We start from the raw sequence: 11,501 nt of genomic DNA on the forward strand, positions 1-11,501 counted from the left end.
CCAAGTGTCAAGCGTGACACAGCGAGCCAGTCAAGGCACGGCGGATACGATGGGGGGATGACGTCCCGTCCCGCAGAAACCCTGGCCCAGCGCAAGCGACAGCTCGTCGCCGACGAGTTGACCCAGGCGGCGCTGGGTCTGCTGGCGCGCGGCGGGTTCGACGCGGTCACGGTGGACGAGATCGCCGCCGCCGCGGGGGTGTCCAAGCGGACGTTCTTCCGGTACTTCGCCTCCAAGGAGGACGTGGTCGTCCAGTTCCTGACCGGGCTGGGCGCGGCCATGCTGGAGGAACTGGCGAGCCGCCCGGCGTCGGAAGCGCCGTCCGCCGCCCTGCGGCACACGGTGTGGCGGTCCATCGACGCCTGCGCGGGTCAGACCGAACGGACCCTGCGCGTGGTGCAGTTGATCCTCGGCACCCCCGCCCTGCTCGCCCGCTTCCTCGAACGCCAGGCCCAGTGGCGCGAGGAGCTGGCGGCCGTGGTGGCCGGGCGCCTCGGCCTCGATCCGGCGACACAGCTGTACCCGCGCCTGGCCGCCGGGATGGCGCTGACCGCCTTCCACACGGTGCTGCAACGGTGGAGCGAGAGCGACGGCACGGAGGATCCCGCCGCACTGACCGACGGGTGTTTCGCGGTCATCGCGCCGGCGCTGGACGCCGTGGCCGGCGAGTAGGTCCTCACGGCCGCGCTGCACGGGCAGGGCACCGAGCGCCCGTCGCGGGGCGGGGCGGGCGATGCGCGTGGGGTGCGGGTCAGGACTCAGGTGACGTACGCGCTCGGGCGAGGTGGGGCTGCGGGTACGGGAGAGGGGAGCGCGCTGAGGAAGCGTGCGCGTGTGAAGTCAGGCCCGGGTCGGTCGCTGCGTGCGGCGGTGCTCCGGGCCTGGCGCAGGTGCCCATCGGACGCTCAGGCCGACATGTCCGCCCCGGTGCCCGCCGCCCCGGCGCCCGCCGGCTCGGGGGCGGGGTCGGGCACCGCCTTCGCGGGGGCCCAGGCCGCGCCTCGTCCGGCGAGCCGGCAGCCGACGCAGCCCGCGTGGCCCTGCCGAGCGGATTGGTCCCGCACGCCCAGGGGATGCTGGTCGGCCGGCCGTACCCCGGGCGGCTTGCCCCAGCCGGCGAGGTGGAGGACCCACGTGACGACCACCGCCGCCGCCGTGAGGGCCAGCCCCAGCCAGATCCCCGGACGCCAGCCGCAGATGCCGACACCGATGACCGTAGTGCCTATGGTCGCCACGGCGCAGCCGGTCCACCCTGCCACCGTGTGGCCTTCGTCATGGAGTCCGCTCACGTGCCCCCTCCTCGCCCACCGCCGGAACCGGCCCGATGCGGTTCATGGCCGCCCCCGGCACCACTCGGCCCGAATGACTTGGCGAGCAGGGAATCTATCCGGGGGCCCGGGGAACCGCAATGGAGTCCCGCGCGGGTATTCCTCCGCGGCACCGCCGATCACGAGACACGAGCCCGGCAGGCGCGGCCGACGCGATCAGCCGCCCTGGAAACTCCGGGGCCGAGCCGGAGGGCGGGGATCAGCGTGCGGTCGTCCTCGCTGAGCGGCTTCGCCGAATTCCCGCGTGCCGGGCATATGTTGGGCGAGAATTCTGCGTTCCGTGGGTCTGTGGGGGCCGTTGCTCCCACTGTGGGCTCGAAGCCCGTGCCGACGGGCCGTGCCGGAAACAGCGAAGCACCGGGGAGCCGGATCATGTCCTACGCCGACTACCAGTACGAGATCTACCTCGACGGGCTGCGCGGAGCGCTGCCCAGCCTGCCGATGACCTACGCGGACCTCGAAGCACGGGCCCAGGCGGCCATGTCGCCGTCGGTGCGGTCGTACGTGGCCGGCGGTGCCGGTAACGAGTACACCCAGCGGGCGAACGTCACCGCGTTCGAGGGATGGGGACTCGTGCCGCGGATGATGGTGAGCCCCACCCGACGCGACCTGTCCGTGGACCTGTTCGGCATGCGGCTGGCCACGCCGCTGTTCATGGCGCCGGTCGGGGTGATCGGGCTGTGCGCCCAGGACGGCCACGGCGATCTCGCCGCCGCGCGGGCCGCCGCCCGCACCGGCGTGCCCATGGTCGCCTCCACCCTCACGGTCGACCCGCTGGAGGAGGTGGCCCCGGAGTTCGGCGGCACGCCCGGCTTCTTCCAGCTCTACACGCCGACCGACCGGGAGGTGGCCGAGAGCCTGGTGCACCGGGCGGAGGCCGCCGGGTTCCGGGGCATCGTGGTCACCCTCGACACCTGGATCCCCGGCTGGCGGCCGCGCGATCTGGCGACCGCCAACTTCCCCCAGCTTCGCGGTCACTGCCTGGCCAACTACTTCTCCGACCCGGTGTTCCGCTCCCGGCTCGCCAAGTCTCCCGAGGACGATCCGGCGGCCGCCGTGATGCACTGGGCGCAGCTCTTCGGCAACCCGCTCACCTGGAACGACCTGCCTTGGCTGCGGTCGATGACCGATCTGCCGCTGATCCTCAAGGGCATCTGCCATCCCGACGACGTCCGCCGCGCCAAGGACGGCGGTGTGGACGGGGTCTACTGTTCCAACCACGGCGGCCGACAGGCCAATGGCGGCCTGCCCGCGCTCGACGCCCTGCCCGCCGTGGTCGAGGCCGCCGACGGCCTGCCCGTGCTGTTCGACTCCGGGGTGCGTACCGGAGCCGATGTCGTCAAGGCCATCGCCCTGGGCGCCACGGCCGTGGGCATCGGCCGCCCCTACGCCTACGGCGCGGCCCTCGGCGGCACCGACGGCATCGTCCACGTCCTGCGCGCCTTGCTCGCCGAGACCGACCTCCTCATGGCCGTCGACGGCTATCCCACCCTCGCCGACCTCACCCCGGAGGCCCTGCGACGCGTCCGCTGACCGACGGCACGGGCCGCGGAAGCGAGGGCCGTTGCCGTATCCGGCCTCCGAGCCGACGGAACTCCAAGGAGAGGGAACCCCTTTGAGCATCCCCGAAGGCCACATCCCCCCGGGCGAAAATCATGTGCCGCGCGGAGCCGGGGCATCGATAATCCACGCGTGGCCACCATGAGCGTCGACCGGACGGAACCCGGCCCGTCCCCCCGTTCCCCCCTGACCGCGCTGGCCGGACGCGGCTTCGGCGCGATCCCGCCAACCGCCCTGGTCCTGCTCGGAGTTGTCAGCGTTCAGGTGGGATCGGCCCTGGCCAAGCACCTGTTCGACGCGGTGGGCAGCTTCGGGACGGTCGCGTTGCGCCTGTTCTTCGCGGCGGTGGTACTGATGCTGCTGTGGCGGCCGTCGCTGCGCGTGCCTCGCCGCACGTGGGCGGTGGTGGTCGGCTACGGCGTGACGCTGGGCCTGATGAACCTGTGCTTCTATCTGGCGCTGGCCCGCGTTCCGCTGGGGATCGCGGTCACCACCGAGTTCCTCGGACCGCTCGCGGTGGCCCTGGCCGGATCCAGGCGCTGGCTGGACGCTCTGTGGGCCCTGCTCGCGGCGGGCGGTGTGGTCCTGCTGATGGAGGGGGGCGGCGAACTCGACCTGGTCGGTCTGCTGTTCGCCCTCGCCGCGGGAACGTGCTGGGGCCTGTACATCCTGCTCGGCGCGGCACTGGGCCGCCACACCACGGAGGGCCACGGTCTGGCCCTGGGCATGGCCGTCGCGGCCCTGGTGGCCGTGCCGTTCGGCGTGGCCGACAGCGGAACGGCGCTGGCACGGCCCTGGATCCTGGTCGCGGGCCTCGGTGTGGCACTGCTGTCGTCGGTGATCCCGTACTCGCTCGACCTGGAGGCACTCCGCAAGGTCCCACCGCACGTGTTCGGGATCCTGATGAGCCTGGAGCCGGCGATGGCGGCCCTCATCGGCCTGGTCGTCCTCCAGGAGTCGCTGCACTGGACGCAGTGGATCGCGGTGCTGTGCGTGGTCGCCGCATCGGCGGGCGCCACCCGCGGCACCCGCCCCGGGGACGCCTAGTCGAGTTGCCGCGAGGAGTCCCGCCGCTTCCGCGAGCGCGAGCGTGCTGAGGGCGAACGGCACCGCCAGGCCGTGCCTGCCTCGGGCCGCCGGCGTGTCGACGTCCTGTGTGCCGTCATCGGGAGTCCTCGTGCACCGCGTCGGTCGAGACGTCGGCCGGAGCGTCGATCAGCTGCTGGAGGTGGTGCATGAAGTCCGGGTCGTCCAGGCGGGGGTCGGTGACACGGTCGCGCACATCGGTGAGGAGCCATTCCACCAGCTCCGGGGTGGCGTGATACTCGTCGTAGAACCCCAGTCTCAGGTCGCTGATCTGGTACTCGAACAGCACGTCGTCCAGCAGGTCCGTCAAGTGCGCGTCGGCGGCCGGCGTCCGCGTGGCGGTCCAGACGTCCAGCCAAGGGCGCAGTCTGCCGGTGGTGACGGTGATGAGGCTGAGGGTGTCACTGACGGACACCGGGCTGGGGTGAGTATGCAAGGTGGCCTGCCACCATGTGGTCCAGACGTTGCGAAGAGCGTCGGCCATGGGGGCGTCCCAGGTGCTCCAGCCCGCCTCGGCCAGCCGGGTGGCGATCAGTTGCTCGGAGACGTGGAACCGGCCGGCGACAAGGGGGCGGATGATGCGCGGGACGAGACGGCGGTAGAGACGCGGGTAGTCGTCCCAGTGACTGGGCACCTCTCCGGCGGCCGCGGACACCATGTCGTCGGATATGAGGTGCAGCGGTCCGGAGAGCTCGGCGAGTCCCTCCTCGCCGTAGCAGTACGTGCAACCTCCGACGGGAAACGGCTCTTCAGAGGCGAAGGCGCGGTCCAGTGCGTCGAGGGCGGTCATGAGCTGCTGAAGGTGTGACATGGCGACCCGCCAGGGGGACTCCGTCCGGGTGACCGGCGAAGATCGCAGATTATCAGGCTGTGCCGGAGTCGACGCCGCGGACCGAACCGTCAACTTCTCGGTTGCACATCGGACTTCTCAGGGACAGACCCTCCGGAAAGGAACGTCCGCCACATACACCCGCCACTGCGCGCGCGACAGCCCGCCCCCGGCGCGGCGGCACACCGCCTCGGCCACGCGGTCCGGGTCCAGGACGACGCGCTGGAGCGGCACGTGTTCGCCCGCGACGTGCAGGCCGCCGCCGTCGCCGGTGAAGGCGAGGGCGAGGACGCAGTCGCCGGCCGTGGGCAGGTCGGTGCCCAGTCGGCGGCGGGAGTCGACGTCCCACAGCCGCACGGTGCCCTGCGCTCCGGCCGCGGCCAGCACGCTGCCGTCCGGGGAGAACACCAGCGCGGTCGTCTCCTCCTGTTCACCCGTGGCTCCCCTGAAGTAGCCGCCGGGCAGCCGGCCCAGCGAGGTGGCCCGCTCGACGTCCCACACCGTGATGCCGCCGTCGATGTCCGCGAAGGCGGCGCGCTTGCCGTCGGGGCTCAGGACACTCACGCACGCGCAGTCCACCGTCCGCCGTCGTCTGCCGTGGCCGTCGGCCGTCAGCAGGGTTCCGTCGCTCATCAACAGGACACCGCCGTCGTAGGACATGGAGTTGACGGACTCCCCGGCGCCGGCACCGTCCTGCCCCCGCGCCGGGTCCTGGAAGCGGATGTCCCCGGTCTTCCGGCCGCTGCCGGCGTCCCACACGGTCACCGTCGCGTCGTCGACGCCGGTGGTCAGCAGCGACCGGCCGTCCGGGCTGAGCACCCACCCGGCCAGGGGCATGTCGTCGTCGTAGGGCTTGAGCTCGGTGAGCTTCCGGTTGCGGACGGTGTCCCACACGGTGACGCGCGTCGGCCCCATCGGGTCGGCCGGGCCCGAGCCGAAGGCGAGGCGGCGGCCGTCGGCACTGAGGAACATCACCGTCTCGCCGCCGCTCAGGGCGTCGGACTCCACGGGCACCCCGGGAGCGGTGATCGTGTACCGCGGCCGGCCGGTCCGCCCGTCGTGGATGCGCAGCCGGGCCGGGCCCTCGCCGCCGCCGTCCAGGACGGCCAGCACCGAGCCGTCGGCGCTCAGGGCCGCCGCGGCGGCGGCACGCGTGCTCCAGTGCGGCGACAGCGCGCTGCCGATGTCGACGCCGTGGACGACGGTCACTCCGTCCGAGCCGGCGGCGGTGTAGCGCAGGACGCGGGCGGTGGTGTCGATGCGGATGTCGTCCGGCTGGATGTCGGTCAGCGGGTACCGGACCACGGGCGCTTCGGGATGGTCAAGCCGCCACAGCAGGAGGTCGTCGCCGCCCACTCCGGCCACCAGCGTGCCGTCCGCGCTGAACACGTGGTTCAGGGGCGCCACTTGGGAGAGCTGGGCCAGTTGGGTTCCGGACCGGACCGTGACCCGCCGTATCCCCGTCGTGTCCGTCGTCGTCAGCGTGCGGCTGTCGGGCGAGAACTGAAGTCTGGCCTCCGGTCCGCAGGCGAACCGCTTGCTCCAGCCCGTGTCGACACGGCGTCGGGCCGGGATGTCCCAGACCCTGACGCCGCCCTGCACACACGTCGCGACCAGCCGGTTGTCGGGGCTGATGTCGCCGCCGCCGGCCGTTTCCAGCTCCTTGGCGGTGTGGCTGAACAGGCGGTGCCCGCTGCCGGTGTCCCACACCTCCAGGCGGCTGCCGGTGAGGAACAGGTAGGCGTGCCCGCTGGAGCTGAAGCCGAACTCCGCCCGCGTGCCGCTCTCGGCGGCGACCAGCGTGCCCCCCTCTCCGGCATTTTCCGGGTCGCCTTCGGGCAACGGCTCCGCCGGTGTGCCGGAACCGTCGTCGGCGGGCCCCAGGACCGGGCCGTGGTACCGGCCGGTGCGGGTGTCCCACACCCGGACGCGCAGGCCCTCCTCCTCGGCCGGCACGGACACATAGCGCCCGTCGGGGCTCATGTCGCCCATGGTGAGGTCGTCCATGCCGGCGGGCAGCCGTCTGCTGTCGATCACCCGGCGCGTCTCCAGGTCCCGGCGGACGAACCTGCCGCCGCCCAGCCCGAAGAGGGTCCGCCCGTCCGGGCTGAGCAGCTGGGTGTCCGTGGGGCCGGGCACGGTGAACGTGGGCAGGTCGCGCTGGGCGAGTGCGCCGATGAGGGCGGACCGGGTCTCCGGGGTCCGGCTGAGCCGCCAGGCCGCGACCCCGAGCCGCAGCGCCGTCCCCGGGTCGGTGGTGCGCAGACCGTCGGCGGCGGTGGCCGCGCGGCGGGCGGTGGCGGCCAGGTGCCGGCGTTCGTTCGTACGGTGCTGCTGCCAGGCCACGGCACCGGCCACCAGGGCGAGCACCAGCAGTACGGACACCGACCCGGTCAGCCCGCGCAGCCGCCTGCGTTCACGGGCGTGCGCGGCCGTGCTGGCGTGGAGGAATTCCCTTTCCACGGCGCTCAGTTCGCGGTCCGGGTCGGCCGGGTCGAACGCCTCGGCGGCCTCGGCCAGCCGGGTGCCCCGGTACAACGCGCCCGGGTCCCGGCCCAGTTCCCGCCATGATTCGGCGGCCTCGGTGAGCCGGCGCAGTACCCGCAGCCGGTGCCGGTCGTCCTCGATCCAACCCCACAGCCGGGGCCAGGCGGTGATGAGTGCCTCGTGCGCGAGGTGGACGGTCTCCCCGTCCAGGGTGATCAGCCGGGCGCGGGCCAGGCGTTCGAGCACGGTGTCCACGGTGCCGGCCGACTGCCGGCCGGTGGTGCGCAGTTCGGCGCGCCGCACCGGCCGGCAGGTGTCGGCGGTGCCCTCGCCGGGCGTGATCAGGCGCAGCAGCACCCGTCGTACGTGGTCGGCCTGACCGTCCGACAGCCCGGCGTACAGGTCCTCCGCCGTCTGGGCGATGGCGCCGCGCACTCCTCCGGCCGCCTCGTAGGCGCGCAGGGTCAGGGTGCGGCCGGAGCGGCGCCGCCAGGTCTCCAGCAGCGCGTGCGACAGCAGCGGCAGGCCACCCGGCTCGCCGGCCGCCTCCTCCACCAGCTGCGCGGTCAGGGCCCGTTCGACGGTGAGGCCGCGCGCCATGGCCGGCTTGACCACCGCCTCGCGCAGTTCCTCGCGGCCCATGGCCGGCACCGGCACCGCGGCGTCCCGCAACACGCCGGCCAGTTCGGCGTCTTCGAGGCAGCGGCCGTAGAAGTCGGCGCGTACGCCGAGGACCACCCGCAGCCGGCTGCCCGGCTCCCGGGCCGCGAGCAACGCCTCGATGAAGCGGGCGCGTTCCCGCGGGTCGGGGCACAGCGTGAAGACCTCTTCGAACTGGTCGACCACGACCAGGGTGTCGCCGGTTTCCCCGGCGGGCCGCAGCTTGTCCGCGTGGGAGCGCGCCGGGTGCGGGCCGGGGGTGAGGACGCGGATGGCGGCGAGTGGTGTGCCGGCGTCGGCCGTCCGGCGCAGCCGGGGTATCAGCCCGGCGCGCAGCAGGGAGGACTTGCCGCTGCCCGACGGCCCGAGCACCACCGCGCACCGGTGCCCGCGCACCAGTTCCGTCAGGTCCGCCACGAGCTGGTCGCGGCCGAAGAAGACGGCCGCGTCGCCCGGCTCGAACCGGGCCAGTCCCCGGTACGGGGAGTCCCGGGCGTCGTGCTCCTCGTGGGGCAGGGCGGCCAGTTCGTCGGCGACGGCCTGCCGGCGCTTCTCCCACTCGTCCGGGTTGCCGCCGCACGCCGTGACATACGACCGGGTCACCTCCGCCGACGGCAGCCGTTCGCCCGCCGCCGCCTGGGACAGCGCCGCCGCCGAGTACGGGGTGCGCTGGGCCATCGAGCGGTACGTCGGACCGCCGGCCTGCGCCCGCAGGGCCCGTAACTCCACCGCGAACCGCTGGACCGGCCCCGCCTCCGGATCGATCGGGTTCTCCGGACGTCCCATCCCCTGTCCCCCCTTGCCGCACCGGCGCCGTCCCCTCGCGCCGCGCCCCCACGGTAGGGCCCGGCCCCGGCGGCGGCCAGGCGGCGCGTCGGCGCGCGCACTTTGATTACCTGCGCGAACGGGGGCTGCTAACCAACTCCGCGGCGGCTGAACTCGGTGTCCGGCGGCACCGCTGCGGCACGCCGCACAGCGCCGGCCGGCCGTCTTCCGGACCGTCCGCGCCGCCATCGATCCGTACGACTCGCACACGAAGGAGCGCTCATGACCGAGCCCGTGGAGACGCCGCCCTATCCGGTGGGCGGTGCGGGGATCTTCGACGTCGACCCCGACCAGGCCGGCGTCAGCCAGGACCCCGATGACGCGGTGACCGGAGACGTCCAGTCCCTTCCCGAAGACGTGGAGTTCTGACATGGGAAACGTTCAGGGCATGCTCGCCGCCGCCCGCAAGCTGCTGGGCACCACCGAGCACCCGCCCGGTTCCAATCGCAACCTGATCACCAAGTGGTACGGATTCACCGGCCCGTGGTGCGACATGGCCGTCAGCTACGCCGCCGCCCACTCCGACAACCTCCAGGCGGTCGGCGGCAAGTTCGCCCTCACCACCGCCCACGCCCGCGCCTTCCAGAAGAAGGGCCGCTGGCACTACGGCATCGGGGGGATCCGCCCGGGCGACATCGTGTTCTTCGACTGGTCCGGCTCCCGTTCCATCGGTGCCATCGACCACGTCGGCATCGTCGAGGCGGTGCACTCCAACCGCACCATCACCACCTTGGAGGGCAACACCTCCAACGCCTTCCGCCGCAGGCGGCGCAGCTCCGCCTGCATAGTGGGCTACGGCCGTCCCGCCTACAAGGGCGGCAGCGCGCCGTTGCCGTCCGGGGACGGCATCCTGCGGCTGGGCTCGAAGGGGCAGGCCGTCAAGACCCTGCAGAAGAACCTCAACACGGTGCAGAAGGCCGGGCTCACCGTGGACGGCCAGTTCGGGCCGGCCACGCAGAAGGCGGTGAAGACCTTCCAGGCCAACCACCGTCTCAAGCCGGACGGCGAGTACGGTCCGCAGTCGGCGGCGATGATGAAGGCCGCGCTGGCCGGGAAGAAGGCGCCGATCCGCCCGAAGGCCCTCGTCGCCGCTCCCGCGGTGCTGGAGGTCGACGGGATCTTCGGCCCGGCGACCTGCGCGGCGCTCCAGCGCGCCCTCAACAGCCGGGACAAGGCGGGCCTGGAGGTCGACGGGGCGTTCGGCCCGCTCACCGTCACCGCGCTCCAGCGCTGTCTGAAGGTCACGGCGGACGGCATCGTGGGGCCCAAGACGGTCACCGCCCTGCAGAACCGCCTGGCCACGCCGGCGACCGGCGAGTGGGACGCGGCGACCACCCGCGCCCTGCAGAAGGCCCTGAACGCCGGCTCGTTCTGACCGGCCGGCACACGGGACCGGAGGACCGCCACGGGGGGCGGCCTTCCGGTCCCGCACGGTGGGGACGGGCATCGCCCGTCCCCACCCGTCTGCCCCCACCTCACCTCTTGCCTCACGGACCAGGAGAACCGCTGATGAGCACCTCCCAGGACACCTCCGGTACGGCCGCGGCGGCGGCCTACCGGGTGGCGATCACCGAACAGCGCACCGGCCGCATCCTCCTCTTCGACCGCGACGCCCAGTGGACCGACGCCCATGTCCGCTGGAGCTTCAGCACGGGCAACGCCCCCGGCTGGGACCATCCCTTCGAGATCCGGTTCCGGGACACCCGGCGCTACGGCATGATCGCGCTGATGACGTTCGGCCGCCCCGGCGAGGGCCGGGCCGCGATCGTCAACGTGACCTCGAAAGCGCATCTGACCCGGGCCGACCTGCTGTGGTCGGCGCGCATCACCAGCTATCCGCACTGCATCGAGCGCGTGCCGGACGCCGGCACGGTCGTGGTCGCCGGCTCACGGGACCGGCTGCACGTCTTCGGGCCGTCCAGCAGCGACCCGGCGACCCTGAAGGAGGTGCAGACCCTCGAGTTCACCAAGGCCCACGCCGTTCTGTGGGACGACCAGAACAAACTGCTGTGGGTGACCGGTGGCACCGTCGTGCGCAGCTACCGCGTGACCGGATCGATGCGCGACTCCCGGCTGGTCAAGCACGGACCGGACATCAGGATCGCCGGCAACGGCCACGACCTCCAGCCGGACTACAGCCGGCCCGGCACCCTGCTGGTCGCCGACAGCCGTCACGTCTACTCCCTCCACAAGGCGACCCGCGCCCTCACCACCGTCGCCTCGCTGCCCCACCCCAAGTCCTACGTGCGCCACGCGAACGGCCAGGCCATGTGGACCACGGACCCCGATGCGGAGGACTCCGTGTGGGGCGGGCCCACCGTCCACTTCTCCGCGGGCGGCGACCGCACCCGCCCCGGCGCCCAGATCTACAAGGCCCGGCTGTACACGACGCGGTTCCACTGAGACCAGCCCGGGGCCGGGAAGCCCACGTTCCGGTCGCCTGGGCCCGGAAGGTCCACGTCCCGGTCGCCGGGGGCCGTAAGGCCGGCTGACGGAGGGGGCGTCGGCAGCGCGGGCGGGCGGGTTGTGCGCGGGCGGTCGAGGCGGTACTCCGCGCCTCCACACGGTGGTTCACTCCGCGCGCGCCTTACGGCGAGACTCCGGGCAACCACCGTGTTCCGGGCCGCGACCAGGCAGCGACGCCGCCCCGACTCGCCCTCTCCCCCTGGGGGGCTGAAGTCCGTGCACATCTCCTCAAGACGACGCTCGTGCGTTCTGGCCGCGGC

At 73.0% G+C, this 11,501-nt stretch carries 9 protein-coding genes; 6 read left to right on the forward strand and 3 right to left on the reverse strand.

Annotated features, from left to right (window positions below; translation table 11 throughout):
- Positions 1 to 57: 57 nt before the first annotated feature.
- Complete coding sequence (locus tag Srubr_RS11670) at positions 58 to 672, forward strand: acyl-CoA-like ligand-binding transcription factor (RefSeq protein ID WP_189991367.1); 615 nt, start codon at positions 58 to 60, stop codon at positions 670 to 672.
- A 233-nt stretch (positions 673 to 905) separates the two neighbouring features.
- Here Srubr_RS11670 and Srubr_RS11675 read toward each other — a convergent pair whose 3' ends face one another.
- Complete coding sequence (locus Srubr_RS11675) at positions 906 to 1,289, reverse strand: HGxxPAAW family protein (protein WP_189991369.1); 384 nt, start codon at positions 1,287 to 1,289, stop codon at positions 906 to 908.
- A 411-nt stretch (positions 1,290 to 1,700) separates the two neighbouring features.
- Here Srubr_RS11675 and Srubr_RS11680 point away from each other — a divergent pair, with 411 nt between their 5' ends.
- Positions 1,701 to 2,861 (forward strand): alpha-hydroxy-acid oxidizing protein, encoded by a 1,161-nt coding sequence (locus Srubr_RS11680; protein ID WP_189991371.1) that lies wholly within the window; start codon positions 1,701 to 1,703, stop codon positions 2,859 to 2,861.
- A gap of 168 nt (positions 2,862 to 3,029) precedes the next feature.
- Complete coding sequence (locus Srubr_RS11685; protein ID WP_189991843.1) at positions 3,030 to 3,935, forward strand: EamA family transporter; 906 nt, start codon at positions 3,030 to 3,032, stop codon at positions 3,933 to 3,935.
- Positions 3,936 to 4,050: 115 nt separating this feature from the next.
- Here the strand turns inward: Srubr_RS11685 and Srubr_RS11690 are convergent, their stop codons facing one another.
- Positions 4,051 to 4,785, reverse strand: a complete 735-nt coding sequence (locus tag Srubr_RS11690) for a hypothetical protein (RefSeq protein WP_189991373.1) — start codon at positions 4,783 to 4,785, stop codon at positions 4,051 to 4,053.
- Positions 4,786 to 4,902: 117 nt separating this feature from the next.
- Complete coding sequence (locus tag Srubr_RS11695) at positions 4,903 to 8,736, reverse strand: nSTAND1 domain-containing NTPase (protein WP_189991375.1); 3,834 nt, start codon at positions 8,734 to 8,736, stop codon at positions 4,903 to 4,905.
- Between the two features lie 261 nt (positions 8,737 to 8,997).
- Between Srubr_RS11695 and Srubr_RS11700 the strand changes: the two genes are divergently transcribed.
- The 3 genes from Srubr_RS11700 (at position 8,998) to Srubr_RS11710 (ending at position 11,178) form a co-directional block, all read left to right on the forward strand.
- Positions 8,998 to 9,144 (forward strand): hypothetical protein, encoded by a 147-nt coding sequence (locus tag Srubr_RS11700; protein ID WP_181794280.1) that lies wholly within the window; start codon positions 8,998 to 9,000, stop codon positions 9,142 to 9,144.
- Between the two features lies 1 nt (position 9,145).
- Positions 9,146 to 10,150: a peptidoglycan-binding protein gene (locus tag Srubr_RS11705; protein ID WP_189991376.1), complete on the forward strand. Its 1,005-nt coding sequence runs from the start codon at positions 9,146 to 9,148 to the stop codon at positions 10,148 to 10,150.
- Positions 10,151 to 10,284: 134 nt separating this feature from the next.
- On the forward strand, positions 10,285 to 11,178 hold the full coding sequence (locus Srubr_RS11710) for a DUF6528 family protein (RefSeq protein ID WP_189991378.1): 894 nt from the start codon (positions 10,285 to 10,287) through the stop codon (positions 11,176 to 11,178).
- The last annotated feature ends 323 nt before the right edge of the window (positions 11,179 to 11,501 follow it).

The organism is Streptomyces rubradiris (genome assembly GCF_016860525.1).
Taxonomy (GTDB): Bacteria; Actinomycetota; Actinomycetes; order Streptomycetales; family Streptomycetaceae; genus Streptomyces; species Streptomyces rubradiris.

Bases quoted from the DNA above. Each gene is read 5' to 3' on its own strand.
- Srubr_RS11670 (WP_189991367.1), top strand. From the start codon at position 58: ATGACGTCCCGTCCCGCAGAAACCCTGGCCCAGCGCAAGCGACAGCTC.
- Srubr_RS11680 (WP_189991371.1), top strand. From the start codon at position 1,701: ATGTCCTACGCCGACTACCAGTACGAGATCTACCTCGACGGGCTGCGC.
- Srubr_RS11685 (WP_189991843.1), top strand. From the start codon at position 3,030: ATGAGCGTCGACCGGACGGAACCCGGCCCGTCCCCCCGTTCCCCCCTG.
- Srubr_RS11690 (WP_189991373.1), bottom strand. From the start codon at position 4,785: ATGTCACACCTTCAGCAGCTCATGACCGCCCTCGACGCACTGGACCGC.
- Srubr_RS11695 (WP_189991375.1), bottom strand. From the start codon at position 8,736: ATGGGACGTCCGGAGAACCCGATCGATCCGGAGGCGGGGCCGGTCCAG.
- Srubr_RS11700 (WP_181794280.1), top strand. From the start codon at position 8,998: ATGACCGAGCCCGTGGAGACGCCGCCCTATCCGGTGGGCGGTGCGGGG.
- Srubr_RS11705 (WP_189991376.1), top strand. From the start codon at position 9,146: ATGGGAAACGTTCAGGGCATGCTCGCCGCCGCCCGCAAGCTGCTGGGC.
- Srubr_RS11710 (WP_189991378.1), top strand. From the start codon at position 10,285: ATGAGCACCTCCCAGGACACCTCCGGTACGGCCGCGGCGGCGGCCTAC.